Origin of the sequence: Altererythrobacter sp. BO-6 (genome assembly GCF_011047315.1) — a bacterium.
Classification (GTDB): Bacteria; Pseudomonadota; Alphaproteobacteria; order Sphingomonadales; family Sphingomonadaceae; genus Erythrobacter.
This window is the reverse complement of sequence record NZ_CP049259.1, coordinates 246,203-261,798: the sequence shown is the minus strand read 5'-3', so window position 1 is coordinate 261,798 and position 15,596 is coordinate 246,203. Positions and strand designations below refer to the sequence as shown.

Annotated in this window: 18 protein-coding genes and 1 pseudogene; 12 read left to right on the top strand and 7 right to left on the bottom strand. The window is 54.3% G+C overall.

What is annotated here, in order from left to right; translation table 11 throughout:
* The first annotated feature begins 92 nt into the window (after positions 1–92).
* The 7 genes from G6N82_RS01245 to G6N82_RS01215 all read left to right on the top strand — a co-directional run bounded on the left by G6N82_RS01245 (position 93) and on the right by G6N82_RS01215 (position 6,090).
* The gene (locus tag G6N82_RS01245; RefSeq protein ID WP_165192965.1) at positions 93–773 is read left to right on the top strand and encodes a Crp/Fnr family transcriptional regulator; all 681 of its coding nucleotides are present in this window, start codon (positions 93–95) and stop codon (positions 771–773) included.
* Entirely contained in the window at positions 754–3,534 is a 2,781-nt protein-coding gene (locus tag G6N82_RS01240) for a TonB-dependent receptor (protein ID WP_165192963.1), read from the top strand. The genes G6N82_RS01245 and G6N82_RS01240 overlap by 20 nt, the downstream gene beginning before the upstream one ends.
* Before the next feature lie 128 nt (positions 3,535–3,662).
* Positions 3,663–4,019 carry a hypothetical protein gene (locus G6N82_RS01235; RefSeq protein ID WP_206520258.1) on the top strand — a complete coding sequence of 119 codons (357 nt, stop codon included), beginning with the start codon at positions 3,663–3,665 and terminating at the stop codon, positions 4,017–4,019.
* A gap of 259 nt (positions 4,020–4,278) precedes the next feature.
* The gene (locus G6N82_RS01230) at positions 4,279–4,695 is read left to right on the top strand and encodes a CBS domain-containing protein (protein ID WP_165192961.1); all 417 of its coding nucleotides are present in this window, start codon (positions 4,279–4,281) and stop codon (positions 4,693–4,695) included.
* Between the two features lie 9 nt (positions 4,696–4,704).
* Entirely contained in the window at positions 4,705–5,127 is a 423-nt protein-coding gene (locus tag G6N82_RS01225; protein WP_165192959.1) for a PRC-barrel domain-containing protein, read from the top strand.
* A gap of 60 nt (positions 5,128–5,187) precedes the next feature.
* A complete protein-coding gene (locus G6N82_RS01220; RefSeq protein ID WP_165192957.1) occupies positions 5,188–5,523 on the top strand; it encodes an antibiotic biosynthesis monooxygenase in 336 nt (111 codons plus the stop codon).
* A gap of 84 nt (positions 5,524–5,607) precedes the next feature.
* A complete protein-coding gene (locus G6N82_RS01215; RefSeq protein WP_165192955.1) occupies positions 5,608–6,090 on the top strand; it encodes a hypothetical protein in 483 nt (160 codons plus the stop codon).
* 110 nt (positions 6,091–6,200) lie between these two features.
* Here G6N82_RS01215 and G6N82_RS01210 read toward each other — a convergent pair whose 3' ends face one another.
* Entirely contained in the window at positions 6,201–6,422 is a 222-nt protein-coding gene (locus G6N82_RS01210; protein WP_206520256.1) for a hypothetical protein, read from the bottom strand.
* A 303-nt stretch (positions 6,423–6,725) separates the two neighbouring features.
* On the opposite strand from G6N82_RS01210, the gene G6N82_RS01205 reads away from it, so the two are divergent.
* Positions 6,726–6,908 (top strand): hypothetical protein, encoded by a 183-nt coding sequence (locus G6N82_RS01205; RefSeq protein WP_165192951.1) that lies wholly within the window; start codon positions 6,726–6,728, stop codon positions 6,906–6,908.
* On the opposite strand, the gene G6N82_RS01200 is transcribed toward G6N82_RS01205, so the two are convergent.
* Entirely contained in the window at positions 6,905–8,041 is a 1,137-nt protein-coding gene (locus tag G6N82_RS01200) for a DMT family transporter (RefSeq protein WP_165192949.1), read from the bottom strand. The genes G6N82_RS01205 and G6N82_RS01200 overlap by 4 nt on opposite strands.
* A gap of 39 nt (positions 8,042–8,080) precedes the next feature.
* Here G6N82_RS01200 and G6N82_RS15255 point away from each other — a divergent pair.
* Positions 8,081–8,170, top strand: a pseudogene (locus G6N82_RS15255) (DUF1328 domain-containing protein); the annotation flags it as partial.
* Between the two features lie 278 nt (positions 8,171–8,448).
* On the opposite strand, the gene G6N82_RS01195 reads toward G6N82_RS15255, so the two are convergent.
* Complete coding sequence (locus G6N82_RS01195) at positions 8,449–9,750, bottom strand: DUF2254 domain-containing protein (protein WP_165192947.1); 1,302 nt, start codon at positions 9,748–9,750, stop codon at positions 8,449–8,451.
* A 497-nt stretch (positions 9,751–10,247) separates the two neighbouring features.
* Here G6N82_RS01195 and G6N82_RS01190 point away from each other — a divergent pair, with 497 nt between their 5' ends.
* From G6N82_RS01190 to G6N82_RS01180, 3 genes are all read left to right on the top strand, one after another.
* Positions 10,248–10,685: a PRC-barrel domain-containing protein gene (locus G6N82_RS01190; protein WP_165192945.1), complete on the top strand. Its 438-nt coding sequence runs from the start codon at positions 10,248–10,250 to the stop codon at positions 10,683–10,685.
* 313 nt (positions 10,686–10,998) lie between these two features.
* Positions 10,999–11,667 carry a hypothetical protein gene (locus G6N82_RS14830; protein WP_206520254.1) on the top strand — a complete coding sequence of 223 codons (669 nt, stop codon included), beginning with the start codon at positions 10,999–11,001 and terminating at the stop codon, positions 11,665–11,667.
* Positions 11,668–11,865: 198 nt separating this feature from the next.
* Positions 11,866–12,177, top strand: coding sequence for a GIY-YIG nuclease family protein (locus G6N82_RS01180; protein WP_346773762.1), 312 nt, complete (start codon positions 11,866–11,868; stop codon positions 12,175–12,177).
* A gap of 344 nt (positions 12,178–12,521) precedes the next feature.
* On the opposite strand, the gene G6N82_RS01175 is transcribed toward G6N82_RS01180, so the two are convergent.
* The 4 genes from G6N82_RS01175 to G6N82_RS01160 form a co-directional block, all read right to left on the bottom strand.
* A complete protein-coding gene (locus G6N82_RS01175; protein WP_165192941.1) occupies positions 12,522–13,028 on the bottom strand; it encodes a GNAT family N-acetyltransferase in 507 nt (168 codons plus the stop codon).
* A gap of 254 nt (positions 13,029–13,282) precedes the next feature.
* A complete protein-coding gene (locus G6N82_RS01170; RefSeq protein ID WP_165192939.1) occupies positions 13,283–13,768 on the bottom strand; it encodes a PilZ domain-containing protein in 486 nt (161 codons plus the stop codon).
* A gap of 421 nt (positions 13,769–14,189) precedes the next feature.
* On the bottom strand, positions 14,190–14,837 hold the full coding sequence (locus G6N82_RS01165) for a LuxR C-terminal-related transcriptional regulator (protein WP_165192937.1): 648 nt from the start codon (positions 14,835–14,837) through the stop codon (positions 14,190–14,192).
* Complete coding sequence (locus tag G6N82_RS01160; protein ID WP_165192935.1) at positions 14,834–15,487, bottom strand: PilZ domain-containing protein; 654 nt, start codon at positions 15,485–15,487, stop codon at positions 14,834–14,836. Before G6N82_RS01160 ends, G6N82_RS01165 begins: the two co-directional genes overlap by 4 nt.
* Between the last annotated feature and the right edge of the window lie 109 nt (positions 15,488–15,596).

Here is a 15,596-nt window from a genome sequence, read left to right as displayed (position 1 = left end):
CAGGGCGGCGTAATCAGGAAGTTGATGCCCGTCGAGAACGGCGGCCTAACAAGAATGCTTGGCTCGGAATGTCGAAAATGCAACATTCCCCAATGATGGACCTTACACGCTTCCAACCGAAACCTTTCCTGAGCTTCCTCGATGAAGGTCAGGTTGCTCGCCTGAAGGCGGCTGGCAATCTGCGGAGACTGACCGACGGACAGTATATTCACAGCCGTGGAGATACAGATCCTGGCATTTCAATCATTGAGAGCGGCGCTGCGAAAGCGGGTATCTACGGAACCGATGGCGAGTTCATCCTCACATCGTTCCTGGGGCCGGGACATTCCTTCGGCGAGTTTACCGTGTTTACGGATATTCCGCTCAGTCACGATATCTCTGCGGTCGGTCCGACGAGCGTCATCCGTATTCCGTCACAAAGATTTCTCGAGCTCGGCACCGAGGAGCCCGCCTATCTCAGTGCCTTGATGCGTGCGACGCTCATGCGATCACATATCCTGCTGGAAATGCTCCATGCGATCCGCATCCTGCCGCTCGTGCCGCGCGTCGCCAAGTTCCTGCTTATCCTCACGCCCCCTCCACCCGCCAAGCCGAAGGTCCGCTTCAAGCAAACCGACCTTGCTGCAACGATTGGGCTGTCACGCGCATCCATGAACCGCGCTCTGACGGAGCTGGAGAAGGTTGGGCTGATCGAGCGGAGCTACGGAGGAATCAAGATTATCAGCAGCAGCGACCTGCTGGACTGGCTTAGCAATGAAAGCGGCGATTACTGAGGCGGAAGAAATCGCCCGCTTGCCCAAGCATGTTCGTTTCAAGATTGCCTCATTTTCGACATTCAGGCTGAGACGCTGCGGTTACTTCGTCACTCACAAAAAGAAGAGCAATCTCGGATTGCGATTGGGAGAAACGACAGAGGGAAGTCACTCTCTTGCGCCTTCACACCAATCCGGGGTGCTGCTGAGAGAGGATTGGCGGATGTCTAAGGTTCAACGCGTAAACGGATTCTTGCGAGCTGGAATTTCGGCTGTTGCATTAGCTGCAGTGCCATCGATTGCTGCAGCACAGGAGCAGTCAAGCGAGCCTGCGGCAAGTGACGATTCGGGCCAGCTACCCACCATCATCGTCAGCGCGACTCGACGTGCCAACGACGTTCAGGACATTCCTATCGCGGTGACAGCCATTTCTGCTCAGCAGCTCGAGCGAGCAGGTGTAGCGGACATCACGGCGATTGATTCGGTTGCCCCCAGTTTCAATCTCAATTCCTTCGGAACATCGACCGGCGGGACCACGCTGCGCATTCGAGGAGTCGGCACGACCGGTAACAACACTGGTCTTGAAAGCGCAGTCGGCGTGTTCCTGGATGGTGTGTATCTTTCACGTCCCGGCATCGCGCTTAGCGATCTGCTCGATGTCGAGCGGGTCGAAGTCTTACGCGGGCCGCAGGGCACGTTGTTCGGACGCAACACATCAGCTGGCGCGCTCGACATTCGGACACGCAAGCCTCAGCTTAATATCGTGGAAGGTTTTGCCAATGCTACGTATGGCAACTTCGACCTGATCAATGTGCAAGCCGGTATCAATGTGCCGGTCGTCACGGACAAGATTGCACTTCGCTTCGCCGGCGCAGCGCGCGACCGCGATGGTTATGTCGAGGGTCCGACGGGGATTGAAAGCAACTCCATCGAACGGCTTTTGTTACGCGGCCAGGTGCTGTTCGATCTTGGCTCTGCGGGCCAACTGCGCATTATCGGCGATTACACCGAAGGCGACGACAGCTGTTGTCATGCGATCTGGATCCGTGACGGCTCAACGGTCGACTTTGACGCCTTCGGGCTGCCCGCAAATGGCGGTGCGTCCAACGTCGGCGAAGACGCGCTGGATGACCTCAAATCCAATGACGGCCAGTTCGACACGCCATTTGAAACCTGGGGCGTCTCTGCGGAATATAATGTCGATATGCCCTTCGGAGAACTGACTTACGTCGCTTCGTACCGCGACTTCGAAGTCCGCACTGCGCTGGAAACCGATTACACTCAGCTCCGCATGTTCACGGCCGGCGCCTCAAATCAGGCAAGAGCGCTTGGCGGTCAGAATTTCGAACCGTTGAACAATCCGACCAGAATCAAGTCAACCACGCATGAACTCCGCCTTCAAGGAGAGGCGTTTGACGGAGGTCTGGATTGGCTGATTGGCGCCTATTACTCGTGGGAGAAGATCGAAGAACAGAAATCCCTCACTTTGCTGGATCAGTTTCAATCGGGCGTGAGCGGCGGGCTCTTCGGGGCTCTGCCGCTTCAGCCCAACCCGTTGTTCCTGACCGCAGGCGGGGTCGACGCAACCGGGGATTTCGCATCCAATCGCTATGAGCAGACCGGCAAGTCGTTCTCGATCTTCACTCACAACGTCTTTTCCGTCACCGACCAGTTGGACCTCACGGTTGGGCTTCGCTACGTCGATGAAAGCAAGGATGGCTCGTTTACGCAGGTGGATGGCGAGTATGATGCTTGCCTTGGCACACTGAACGCAGGTGCGGGCAATTTCCTCGGGGTGGGCGGAGTCGCACTCAACTGCTTCGTGTTTGCCGCACCAAGCCTGGAAGTGCTGGAGGGAATAAACCCGGCGTTCGCGGCCAATCCGCTGGCGCTAGCGCTGCTCCCGCGTGAATTCGATGATACGTTTGAAGACGACGAGCTGATCTACACGCTCAACGCGACTTTCCGGCCGAGCGAGGACATCATTTTCTACGGCAGCTTTACTCATGGCTTCAAGTCCGGTGGCTTCAATCTCGATGCGTCCGCAGGTGTCGGCGGCGCTGACCCGCGCTTCGCGTCAGAAGAGGTCGATGCGTACGAAATCGGAATGAAGGCTGAAGTGCTCGACCGCCGCGCGCGGATAAACATCGCATTGTTCGACACCATACTCAGCGATTTTCAGGTCCTCGATTTCACAGGCGTACAGTTCCAAACATTCAACGTAGACAAGGCGCGCAGCACTGGGTTTGAGGTCGAAGGCCAGGCCCAGCTGTCGGACGGTCTGTCGGCTAACGTAGCGGTCACTTACACTGACGCTCGCTATCCAAGCGACTGCGCGGAACAAGACCCGACGGCGGCGGGTTTCAATCCGAATGCTGCCACGCTATGCGGAGCATCGCTCACCAACGCCCCTGATTGGACGGTGGTGTTTGGAAGCACTTACGAAGCACCGATTTCTGATCGTCTGGAATTCTTTCTATCCGGCACTGCGCGCTATGAAAGCAGCCGCCGGACATCCACTCTCCCTTCAGAGGTCTTGCGCCCGGACCTGCCTTTGCCGGGTGACATTCAGGATGGGAATGTTCGGGTAAACCTGCGTGCAGGCATCGGCGCAGATGATGGCAGCTGGGCACTCGAAATATGGGGAAATAATGTGTTCGACGAGCGGGTGCGGACAGGAACGTTCACTGTCCCGCTTCGCGGTGCACTGGGTAACCGCGCAAGGGCCTCTTTCGTGCAGGACCCGGCGACTTATGGGGTGACGGTCAGAACCCGCTTTTGATCGGTCCATCCGCTTCCTCTGGATTGATGTATGTGGCGTCAACAATTGGGTCGGAAGCTGACCAGCCGCTATCGGCTAGGAGCGCAGCAAAGCTGACCGTCGGCTTCCAGGATGCGGCCTGGAGCTAATTGCTGGCAGCTCATGGGTGGAAAGCGGAAAAAGGCCGCGAGTTGGAAACCAGACTAGGCTTGCTCTTCGGACCCTTCCTGCTGCTTGTTCGTTTCTTCGGTGAGGAGGAGGAAATGTCATTGATATTAAAGGGACTGATTCTTGCGGGAGCGGGCGCAGCGGCAGTTTGGGTCCTAAGGAAGGACAGACCAACCAGGAATGCTGCTTTTGCCGATGATCAGCCGAACCAAGGCCACATGGACGTGCGCGATGCCGGACCAGAGGCAATGCGCGATCCGTTACAGCGTGAGTGGACTGAAGTTGACGAGGATATTGACGAGAGCTTTCCGGCCAGCGATCCACCCGGCGGTTACTGACCACCACGGCAATCGCGTCGGCTCGTTCAAGTGCGCCCCGGCTCTGTAATGGCGCTAGCCTCGATGCTGTCAACAACCCCACAACATTGGGATAGTCTGGCGCATTAACCCGCAAGCCAACTGTGGCTTCATGCTCATCGCCAGCACACATCTGGCGAATATCACCCCATAACCCCAAAATTCGGAACGCGGCCGCTGCTCCACCCGTTTGTTAGGTGTGAACTAGCAAGAGGAGGAGACAATGCAGGTTCAACAATGCATGAGCACTGACGTTTGTACGATCAGTCCAGATACGCCCCTCAGGCAGGCCGCAGAGAAGATGGCCGAAAAGGATCTTGGTTCCATTCCCGTCGCAAAGAATGACAAGCTGGTTGGAATGGTCACGGACCGAGACATTGCCATACGCGGTATTGGCTGCGGCTTCGGTCCGGAAGCGAAGGCGTCCGAAGTAATGACGCAGGAATTGCTCTATTGTAATTCAAGCGACGCTATCGACGACGTCCTTGAAAACATGGCTTCCCTTCAAATCAGGCGGCTCCCTGTGATCGACAATGACAAGCAACTCGTAGGAATTGTTTCGATCGGCGACTTGGTAAAGGTCCAGCCGATCGATGCAGGCAAGTGCTTTGCACAGGTCGCAAAACCTTCGCAGTTGCACTCGCAGTCCTTGGCATAGGAGGAGACAATGGTTTCTGCTCAACGCAAGCAGGACATCGTGAGCCCTTCCGTGCGTGATCTGAGGGATCAAAGTACCGGACATCTTAGTGACCCAGCCCATCACCTGATTGCATCTGATCGGGTTGAAGGCACAAAGGTGTTTCGACCCAACGGAGATCGCATCGGTAAGATTGAGCATTTCATGTTCGATAAGCGATCCGGCCAGGTCGAGTACGCTGTCATGAGTTTTGGCGGCTTTCTTGGCCTCGGTGAGGAGTTCCGCCCGCTTCCTTGGGGCGCTCTGGAATACGACGACAAGCTTGAAGGTTATGTGGTCGCGGCGGAGGACGACACGCTCCGCAATAGTCCGTTTATTGAGGGCACTACAGCTCCCGAGTGGGACAGCGCCTATGCCAAAATGCTCTATCGATATTGGGGTATGCCGTACTGATTTGCGTCATCGGCATATCGCGATGCTTCCCGTGATCCGGTTGAATGTGAATGAAGCGCTATGACTTTCGTCGCAGCTTATTGGTGGACGGCCAAACCTGGCTTCGAGGCTCAATTCCGAGAAGCATGGAAGCAGGGCACCAAGCTGATCCGCAAGCGCTATGGCTCGCTGGGCTCCAGATTGCACCGCGATCAGCGAGGGCGCTTTATCGGCATTGCCGAGTGGCCCGACAGGGCAACCTGGCAGCGAGCTTACGATGCCAGGATGGCTTACGATGACGAGAAGGTGCGATCTGCATTCCTCGATGCTCTTGACGATTGGGCAGAAGAACCCTTCCTGCTGATGGAGGTCACCGACGACGTGCTGGTACGGTCCGAAAAGAGTTTCACGCCATAACTCTGGCTTTTGGACAGCTCGCGACGGATTGCCATTCCGAGAAAGGTTCAGAATTCACCGATACTCAACGCGATGGGCAGGCATATGCAGATCAAATCGATCTATCATCTAGCAGCGACGATCTATTTCGTACTGGCGACGATCGGGCTCATGGTAATCGCCTTCGTAATTCTGGCATCGGCGATCCTTGACATCGTTGCGGCTTTCTCGGCGTCGGAGCACATTTCGACCGTTGCTTTACGTAGCGTAGGCCTGCTCATCATCGGCTTTGCTATCATCGAGACGGCCTCGTTCATCGCCGACGAAGAAATCTTCAACAAGCGAGGTCCGCGCTCTCCTTCTGAATCGCGCCGATCCCTTACTGAGTTCGTTACGATCATCGTGATTGCCTCGAGCCTGGAAGCTCTGGTGATGATATTCGTCGCCAGCAGAAGCGATGTTTCTAACTCGCTCTACGCTGCCGTAATCTTCTTCGTGGCCATGTTCGGGCTCGTCGCGCTGGGCATTTACCAGTGGCTTTCGAGCCGCATTCGCTCAAACAACGAGGAAGAGAAGCTCGACCCGTGAGGTTACGACCTTGATCAGAATTGACGGCGCTCGCGTATTCGATGCAGTCAAATATGAATGACCTTCGACCCTTTGGGCATCACCCGACTGGTTCAGCAATAGAGGCCTTATTACGCTTGGGACGGCTGCGTCTTCCCGGCAACGATCCAAGAGCCGCACTTCTGACGCATGATCTGACCAAGCATTCGAGTCCCATCCCACAGAGTTGCCCAGCGGTCGGGGCGCACATTCTCCAGGATATCGAAGACACGCGACGGGTTTTCGGCGTCGAACGCAAATTCAATGGGTTTTGACGACGGCTCGCCCGCTACTTTCAAGATGTAATGATGCATGTTCATGTCGTTGGCAAAAAGCCAACCCTCCAACAGAGCTCGCCGGCGCCGGGATCAGTCTGTTATGTTTCGAAGTGAAAACCGAACTCGGCGAGCATTAGATTCCAGCGATCTGTGCGCTGAATAATCGACATCTTACCACAAATGCGGTCATCTGGCTAACTGGCGGGCTAGGCCGCCTGCAATGTTGTCGCCCGCCGATAATGGTAAGGGAATGACCTGCTGAGATTCTACGCTGAAGCGTTCTTCATTCCGGACCGAGCAAATGACGCCAAACGGAGGTTATGCTATCCTAAGTGGATTATGGCTTTAATTGAACTCTACTCACGTCACCAACAAACCCTGATTCAAGCAGCACACTCGCATGACAAGCGAGATCAAGAGGCGCTTGAGCAAAAAGCTGACCGGTTGGCGGAAGAAATTTCAAATATCTTGGCCACAAATGATTCGCATTTGGTTGAATTGCTCCCCGCCGCCAAGATTTAGCCTTGGTTTTTCACGTTCTCGAATATCATTAGAACCATGCCCAAAAAGACCATCCCGAAGCCGATGAGGTGGGAGGGCTGGAAAGCTTCGCCCAACAGGAAGTAAGACGTAACCAGTGCCGTGATCGGCATCACCGACATTGCGCCAGCGCTCAACATAGCAGGCGCTTGACGCACTCCATTATACCAGATGACGGGTGCTACCCCTCCCGCAACTGCCCCCCAAAATGCGAGTGCGGCCCAAGCCGCTTTATCTGGCACAGCCAAATCAAACGGCTCCGGGTCAAAAACCAGAGCCAGAATGATGAAGATCGGGGCGGCAATCAGCGACGCCGCTAATGTCGCTTCAATCGACGAAATGCCTTCAGAGAGCTTGCGCGACAACAACGTGTAGGCTGCCTCGAAGCAGATTGCGGTTATCACCAGTGCTGTGCCGAGAAAAAGTGCTTCGGCAGGCCCATCATCCGCCGTTCCATGGGTCAGGTTGATCGCGGCGATGCCGGCAACGGCCAACACCAGTGCTCCGCCTTTGCGCCAATTTATCGATGCTCCGAGGAAAATGACTGCACCAATCGCGGTCACAACTGGTGTCGCACTCATGATTGTGGAGCCGATCACTCCTGTTGTCAGCCGCATCCCGAAGAGCATGGCCGCTGTGAACCCTACCATGCCGAAGGTAGCGATCCCTGAAATCACAAATAAGTCAGAGCGTTCCGCCTTGGCAATGCGCTCAGTCATGAACCAAACGAAGGGGGCAAGTACGGCACTGGCAATTGCCATACGCAGGAAGGATGCGGTGAATATCGAAAAGTTCTCACCGATGATCTTGCTCAGCGGCGTGGCGGTGCCAAAAAGTGCCATGCCGAGAATGAGCTGCGTGACAACCTTCGGCGAAGTTTTTCTTTTATCTGCAGACATGCCGGTCAGCATAGCACATTGAGCAGCGATGCTGCCGAGATCGGCAGTCCAGTCCTGAACCATCGCCCGCTCGCGGATGGCCAGCCAACCCGTCCCTTCGCCGGCGATAAGCAGACCATGCCGCCAATCCATGGAACAGAATAAATTAAGATAACCGTATGTATCGAATAACCCAAGATAATCAGAGTTATATCCTCTCTTCGGAACGAATCCCATTGATGCCCGTTGATTTGTTATGAAGTTTGGAGAATGATTATGTTACGCTGGGCATTTATTTTCTTGATAGCTGCAGTTTTCGCAGCCCTTCTTGGGCTAGGCGGGATAGCAGATTTTGCGATGTTTCTCGCTTATGGAGCCGGGATACTTGGTTTGATCCTGCTAGCTCTACATTTTATTGGCGGCCGAAAGAGCGTCTGACAAAGACGAATTTCGAACCACGATTGCTCCCAAGCCTTTAGAGAGGAATCTTATAATGCTTAAACAGGTAACACTCGCTGTTTTCACACTGGCTTTCGCCCTGACTTTGACTGCATGCAATACCGTACGTGGCGTGGGGGAAGATCTCGAGTCGGCTGCAGACGCCGTTGACGAAGAGACCTGATGCCTAGCTTTGCAATCACCCCCTAAGGTGCAAAGCTCTTTTGAAAAGCGGCATGGCGCATCCTGACTTCTTGCAGGTCCGGGCCGCCGAGCGTCACTTCGGCCTGGTTCATAAGCAGACCTCCCTCGCGCGCGAGTAATGCGATCCGACCTGGATCATTTATCTGATTTGCCGCATCCCGGATGCTGTCCAAGGCGACGAGTGCCGCAATCTTGCTACTGGCTAGCGCCATCCGTACTGCCCCAAAACCGCGATTTACAAAATGGCCGAAGTCATCGAGCACGGGTATGACCCGCCCCGACGTGCCATCATCATCGCAGATCTCTTGCCGAAGTTCGCGTTGGCCGAGCTCGGCCGTTGCAGCGCCAAGCCAATGGATTGCGTTAATGGCGGTGAAGGGATCGTTGATACCAGGTGACAGAGCTCGCAGGGCTATTTCCACTAGCTCGTCAATCGAGAACTCCAGGTCTTGTTCGGGTGTCCGCGAACCGCCCAACGAAAAGCAGCCGCGGATTGAATCGACGATGTCGTCCGATAACACGTCGCTATCGCTTTGGGCCAGAATGCGACCCGCATAAACAAAATCCCCGGTGCGGACCGCAAGCGCTATCCGGAGATTTGAATCCCGAACGACACGCGCCAGCTCTTCAAACTCGATATAGCGGATATAGCCTGTCGCATCAGCTGTAACCGACGAGCCGCTTGGTGTGCTTCGCATTTCGGTTGAAACAGAATTGCTGTCGGGAAAACGTTCAGCGATCTTGCTCAACAAACCCCGACCGATCCCCTCGAGAACCGTATTGATGCGGATGCTGGCTGGTATGTGGTGCAGGAAGAAGATGATTACCCCGACAGCAACGATCATCAGCCCGAAACTTGCCAGCAGGGCGAATTGTGGGACAAAGGCCTGCGACGCGGTTGCAGTTTCACCTTCGGCGCGTACCGCGCGCAAGACTGTGATGGCATAGACAAAGGTTCCGATGAAGGTCGCAAGGCTTAGCTGATTGCCCTTGTCCTCCATGAAATTAGTCAAAAGACGCGGGCCATAGTTGCCACTGGCATAGGCCACGGCAGCAATGGTAATTGAGAAAATCGTTGAGGCGACGCCGATCATCGATCCGGCCAGAACAGTAAGCATGTTGCTTGCGCCCTGTGGATGGGCGGGGAAATACCAGGAGATGCGATTGAGCCACTCGGTTGATCCAGCCCGGTCAAGCCCCATCAGAGAAAGAGCCAGGGCGAACGCCAAGGCTGCGAAGAGTGCCGGATAGAACCAATAGCTTGCCTTTAGGGCGAACCAGAAAGAGTGAAGGCGGGCTAACATGGGCATCGTTTCCAGATAATTTTTGGACCGCCAATCGTTGCGCTTACTATGCGCGCGTGTCCACCGTGCACTGCAATGCGAGGTTACTGGATTCCAGTAAAAATGCTGCTTTTTGCGGAGCCAAGGACTTTAAACAGCGTGTGCCTCTCGGTTGTTAGCCGAAGGGACGCCTCCAATTCGCGCTAATGCTAATTGGGGTATGAAGCGTCCGGGTGCGATTATTTATCGCAACCTATTTTTGAATTCAGAAGGCGTTCCTCGTCGCATCACCTTTTTCACTTCGAAACTAGTCCTGAACTGCATATTCTGTGGCGATGGATATGGTTAAGATATTATTTTGGAACGAAATTAGATCGCAGCCGTTGATTAATTGAACATGCCGATAGCGATGTTCGACGCCGGTGGCACCTCCCCTTGAAGGGTTGAGTACGAGCCACCTTAAAACAAGCGCCCGGTAGGGGCTGCGTCCGCTTTCGGCCAACCAGGAGATTTGCATCATGCAGACCACCAAACAAAATCTATCCGAAAAGAAGTTCGATACGAACCTTCTCGACAAACGCAGAGAATTTGATCGCAGTCGCCCATTGGAGCGCGATGAGACAAAATTCTTGATTTCTTCGAACAAGGTTGAAGGAACTGATGTCTTTTCGGCCGACGGTGAGAAGATTGGCTCAATCGACCATTTGATGATTGGGAAACGTAGTGGCCGAGTTGAATATGCAGTGATGAGTTTCGGTGGCTTCTTGGGGATCGGTGAGAGTTTCACCCCACTTCCATGGGAAACGTTGGATTACGATGCCGACCGTTCTGGCTATGTCGTGAATATCGACAAGAACATTTTGAAGGATGCCCCCCGTTTCGAACGTAATAGCCAACCTGCTTGGGATCGCGATTACGGTCAGCACGTATATTCATATTATGGCGTAATGTACTAACACAGAGCTCAACAGGTTCGAGCCATAAGGCTCTTTACCAACATGAGAGGGCTCCGACGTCATAGTCGGGGCCCTTTCTGATATGCGCTACAGGTGGCAAAATTCAAAAAGATCAGGCTTTGGGTTGTCGCAAGCTGGACCGCTTTTGTTGGGTTACGTAGCAAAGCTGCTAGTCAGCTATAAGGCACATCAATCTGTTGATGAGGCGTCAGCTTCTGGGTCGATAGCGGAGAGGCTGCTTCTATGCGTTCCGCTTGGGTTCATCCCATTTGAGATCTATCAGAGCTCTGAGTGATACTTTGGGAGAGGTAAAATGAGCAGGATGATCTGGACGGGACTGGCGGTGTCGTTCTTTGCAGCAGGCGCGGCTCATGCAGCCAGTGCAGACTATTTCCTGAAAATCCCGCCGATTAGAGGCGAGAGTGAAGCAATGACGCCAGGCATCGAGCCCGACGAGATCGATAGCAAAGTAGCGGCCCCCGCAACACCACGACAGGGTGACGTAACGCTAAAGCGTGGAGTGACTGCTCCAGCCCAGCGCGGCAATGTCGAAACCACATTCAAGGTCGAAAAGGGAGAAAAGGCAGCAGACAAGGATCATAAGGGCTGGATCGAACTGCTGTCGCTGACTGAAGCATCCGCCGGGCAGGCCACCGGGCGGAGAACCTATGAGCCGATCACCATTCGCAAGCGCATCGACAAGTCTAGCCCTGACCGGCAGAAGCCTGAAGGGCCCGATGATCTTGCCGCCCCGGGCGGTGGGCCAGTCGCCATCGGATTGCTGCTTCCCGCTGTTCAGAAAGTGCGCGAGGCTGCCGCTCGCACCGAAGCATGGCCAGGTTGTACACCGGGCCAGAGATTACCCGGGGTTGAGATCATGGAGGCTTCCACCGGGCGCAAGGGACGCATTCTCGATGCCACGGTAAGCAAATGCGCATCGGAACAGGTGAGCTTCAACTTTACCAAGATCGAGTGGGATTAGGCCCGTCGCGGCGGAAAGCTCCACGGCAGAAATTGGGTCGTTAGCGGCTGATCCGCTTTCGGGTATCGCGCGGGATTAGCCGACAGTCTGCTCTTGGCGTGCCCTGGGCGGTCCAAATTAGTCTGCTCATGGGTGGGAGGCGGACGTCCTCTCTTCTAGCGAAATCAACCCCCGCTCAGCCTGAGCTTGTCGAAGGCCATGCGATGTCGGTATCCACCGGGAATGCCCTTTTACGCGTACATCTTGCTGTGCAATGACGGCAGTTATTATGTCGGTCACACTGACGATCTCGACTTTCGTTTAGGCCAGCATCAGGCGGGTGCGCTCGGTGGCTATACAGCCAAGCGACTGCCAGTGAAACTCGTCTGGTCGGAAAGCTTTCCGACGCGCGACGAAGCCTTCGCTGCCGAACGCAGGATAAAGGGCTGGAGCCGCGCGAAGAAAGAAGCCCTGATCGCTGGCGACTGGGAACTGGTCTCCAGGCTGGCGCGTAATCGCCAAGGTGCCTGAAGCGAGGTCTGCGCGTGACCTTCGACAAGCTCAGGCTGAGCGGATGTGGGCGCCTGGTCGATGTCCGTAACTCGGTCGAAATCAGACAGTCTGAAAAAAAGCCCCGCCTGATAGCGGGGCTCCAAAGTTGAGGAACTTAGACATAAGTCTGAGCCCTTCGGGTCACGTCTGCTTTGATGAGGGAAATAAATTGCAGATTTGTTACAGGGCAACTGCACCATCATCTGAAGAGCATTATTCCGACACTCCGCCAAGTGTCTGATCATGCATGGTGAACTGACGGAATGGGTACCAAAAAGCTGGCAGGTTGTCCCAGCTTCGCCACCTCGCCGTTCGAGTCTCCTTCAAAGTCCTTTAAGTGGCAGGCGCATCAAAAGTTCATGGTAATAATGAGACCCGAGCTTGATCGCGCCCGGCTCTCGGCCATACTCTTGAAAGCCAGCGCCAGTGTACATTGCCTGAGCAGCTGTGTTCCCTTCGACAACCGTCAACAAGACCTCCTCACAACAAGTTCGAGCATGACCGAGAACCTCTTCGAGCAAGCGTTTGCCAACGCCATTCCGTCGCATTTCGTGCTTGACGAACATTCCCCACAAGATGGCCTTATGACGCAGCTTGGTCTTCTCTCGCTGCGCCAATCCCGCACAACCCACCAATTGCTCTGCTGACCATGCGCCGAAGACCAATCCGTCGGCTAGGCGCTCTGCGAAGGCATTTTCGGAGAGCGATGATTCCTCCTCGAAGGAGGCACCGAATGCTTCAGGATGCAATTGGAGGGCGAGGAGCCGAAGCTCTCGGTACGGACCGGCGTCGTTGCGGCAAAGACGCCTCAGGAAGATAGCTTGGTTCACCGCTTCGGGTCCTTAATAATGTTCAAAGCATCGAACATCGCACGAAGAAACGAATGACTGCAATTGGGTCGTTTGCGGACGTTCCCGATTTTCAACACCTTAATGTCCGATTGTGGGTCGTTAGCAGATCGTCTGCTTTTCTCGGATCGCGAGGCAAAGCTGCCAGACCGCTTTCAGGATAGCGCCTGCGAACGATTAGAGGCCGCTTTTGGGTGGGAAGCGGACGATTTCTGGTCCGCTCAATAATCGATGCCTCAGCCGACGATTGGCAAGAATGACAGTGCGTAAACAAAAAGCACAGTCACGAGAGCGGTGAAGGCTAAGACACTCCAGATCAGCCATTCTGGGACTGGGTCGTAGCTTGGATAGCTGCGCCGAGCTGACTCAATCTGCTCTTGGTCTAAGCTGGGCGGGCCCGCAGGGGACGCCAGGAGCACCGCACTCAATGCTGCCTGAGTGATTGGACTATCGAACATGGCGCCGAACTGATCGCCGTTGCGCCTCATGATCTTGGCTTCAACCAGCCCTGCTTCCGGAATTTCGATCTGAAATTTCTCGCCGACTTGGAGATCTGCCGACGTTTGCAAGAGCATGCCTGTTCGAGACAAGTTCAGTATGACAATGCGCGAGTTGCTTTGGGCGTCATAGGCGTCAAAGCCAAACGTGATAACGCGCCGTTCGGCGCTGCGTCTGTCGACAGAAACGGCAGGTGACGAAATTTGAGCAACTTTAGGCAGCATGAGAAATCTCCATGCTCCCTTGGACCATTGTCAGGTTAAGTTGCTCTAAACACTCGCTTCTGCTCGACCATATTTTGCCTCCTTTGGTCGGAAGTTGGGTGCCAGTCGCCGGGTCGCTTGCGGCTGGTCTGCTTTCAGGCTTCGCGCGAGATTAGCCGACATTCGGCTCTCTGGGTGCGATGGGAGGTGTGAATTTAGCCGCGAGTGGGGTGGAAAGCGGACGCTCCAAAGTTTCCGCGTGCGCTCTAGGCATAATTACAAAGCGTGCGGAGCTGTTCGATTGCGGCAGTATTGAACCACAGATTCGTCCAATCTTCCTGCTTCATGCGATATGACTGGGGCATACTTAGACCCCTGACCATAGAAGCCTCCGCCTGCAGTAAATTAACAATCTGATCTTAGGTTTTTCAGGTATAGGTAGTCACGCAGCTCCGGCCGAACAGTCTTCGGAGGAGCTCTGCAATCTAGGCGTGTCATTGAAGCCTGCATCAAGAGCAATCTTTACTGCCGAAGCAGAGTTTCTAGCGCCAAGCTTTTTGATCACGTTCGCGCGATGAATCTCGACTGTTCGAGCGCTAATTCCGAGAGCTGCGCCGATTTGTTGGTTTGACCATCCATGAATAACGCCGCTCAAGATCTCCCTCTCACGTTTCGTGAGCTGCTTGATCAGTTGTTTCGCCATGGCCTCCAAGCGCTTATTGCCTAATGACCTAGCCACTTGGCACTCGATCTTTTTGAAAACTGTTAGAATCTGTTCAATTGCGAATGGCCAGGCCAAATAACTATCCGCACCGACCTTTATTGTCTGCACAACTCGATCAATCTCAGGATCTTCCGAATAGGCAATGATGGGAATGCTTACCAAATTTTCCACCACCAGCTGCACAATCGAGGCGACCGCTTCTCCCTGATCCGAAACGAACAATGTTGCATTTTCGAGGCTTTCGGGTTCGACTTCCTTAATCCACTTGAACTGCTCAACATCGACAGCAACTTCCCAAAGTTGTTTGCAAACCAGCGCGCGCCGGTTCGGCTCAGGATCAACGACCAGGCAACGTTGAACCATCATATCCGGTTCGCCCGTTGCTTGGTTTGCTGCGGCGATGGTGCAGTATCGTTATCTTTGCGTATCTGCTGCTCGATCACCCATTCAGCCAGCTGATTGAAGTCGAGCGGAACTTGGAATTTCAATCCAGCAAAGCCAGTGTGCGTCCAACGCACTGTGGCCCTCTTCATGGACATCCCGCTAAGTTCGATTGTCACCTCGTCTTCAGGCTGAAGATATGGCGCATTCACTTTCACACCATTTTGAGAGATATCAATAAGTTCGACAGGCATACGACGACCTGTCAGCGACAGATAAGCAAATGTCCGGATCTGAAGGCGCGGCGATCTTCTCTTTAGGCCAGAAGGTAATCCAATCGACAATTGTTGAAGCAGGAGTGGAACATCGATTGACTTGTCGAACTCGATACCGACGCGAGCATCCCGCGACCAAACGACCTTGCCCTCGACAGAAAGATCACATCCAAATGTAACTTTGATCGCGGAGCCTTCTGCATACTCCACATATGTCCTTGCCATCATTCCGGAGGGTGAAATATCTCTTAGCAGACAGAAAGCTGCAACTTCAGCGGTCTCGACAAGAACCGGTTTGTATACAGTTACCGTTCTCGGCCGAAGACGCTGCTCGTCTTCTCTTTCGAACCTAGCGCTCATAGGCCAGGACTATGAAATGTGTATCTTTCGCTTCCGAAAAAAAGCCAGGATTCGAGGAACCGACGAAGTTCAACGACGATTTCGGTTCGTTATTCTCTTTCATCACGGA

Coding starts and splice junctions, on each gene's coding strand:
- G6N82_RS01220 (WP_165192957.1), top strand. CDS start 5,188: ATGACTTTCGTCGCAGCTTATTGGTGGACGGCCAAACCTGGCTTCGAG.
- G6N82_RS01225 (WP_165192959.1), top strand. CDS start 4,705: ATGGTTTCTGCTCAACGCAAGCAGGACATCGTGAGCCCTTCCGTGCGT.
- G6N82_RS01190 (WP_165192945.1), top strand. CDS start 10,248: ATGCAGACCACCAAACAAAATCTATCCGAAAAGAAGTTCGATACGAAC.
- G6N82_RS01160 (WP_165192935.1), bottom strand. CDS start 15,487: ATGAGCGCTAGGTTCGAAAGAGAAGACGAGCAGCGTCTTCGGCCGAGA.
- G6N82_RS01230 (WP_165192961.1), top strand. CDS start 4,279: ATGAGCACTGACGTTTGTACGATCAGTCCAGATACGCCCCTCAGGCAG.
- G6N82_RS01200 (WP_165192949.1), bottom strand. CDS start 8,041: ATGGGATTCGTTCCGAAGAGAGGATATAACTCTGATTATCTTGGGTTA.
- G6N82_RS01195 (WP_165192947.1), bottom strand. CDS start 9,750: ATGTTAGCCCGCCTTCACTCTTTCTGGTTCGCCCTAAAGGCAAGCTAT.
- G6N82_RS01205 (WP_165192951.1), top strand. CDS start 6,726: ATGGCTTTAATTGAACTCTACTCACGTCACCAACAAACCCTGATTCAA.
- G6N82_RS01165 (WP_165192937.1), bottom strand. CDS start 14,837: ATGATGGTTCAACGTTGCCTGGTCGTTGATCCTGAGCCGAACCGGCGC.
- G6N82_RS01215 (WP_165192955.1), top strand. CDS start 5,608: ATGCAGATCAAATCGATCTATCATCTAGCAGCGACGATCTATTTCGTA.
- G6N82_RS01240 (WP_165192963.1), top strand. CDS start 754: ATGAAAGCGGCGATTACTGAGGCGGAAGAAATCGCCCGCTTGCCCAAG.
- G6N82_RS01210 (WP_206520256.1), bottom strand. CDS start 6,422: ATGCATCATTACATCTTGAAAGTAGCGGGCGAGCCGTCGTCAAAACCC.
- G6N82_RS14830 (WP_206520254.1), top strand. CDS start 10,999: ATGAGCAGGATGATCTGGACGGGACTGGCGGTGTCGTTCTTTGCAGCA.
- G6N82_RS01170 (WP_165192939.1), bottom strand. CDS start 13,768: ATGCTGCCTAAAGTTGCTCAAATTTCGTCACCTGCCGTTTCTGTCGAC.
- G6N82_RS01180 (WP_346773762.1), top strand. CDS start 11,866: ATGCGATGTCGGTATCCACCGGGAATGCCCTTTTACGCGTACATCTTG.
- G6N82_RS01245 (WP_165192965.1), top strand. CDS start 93: ATGATGGACCTTACACGCTTCCAACCGAAACCTTTCCTGAGCTTCCTC.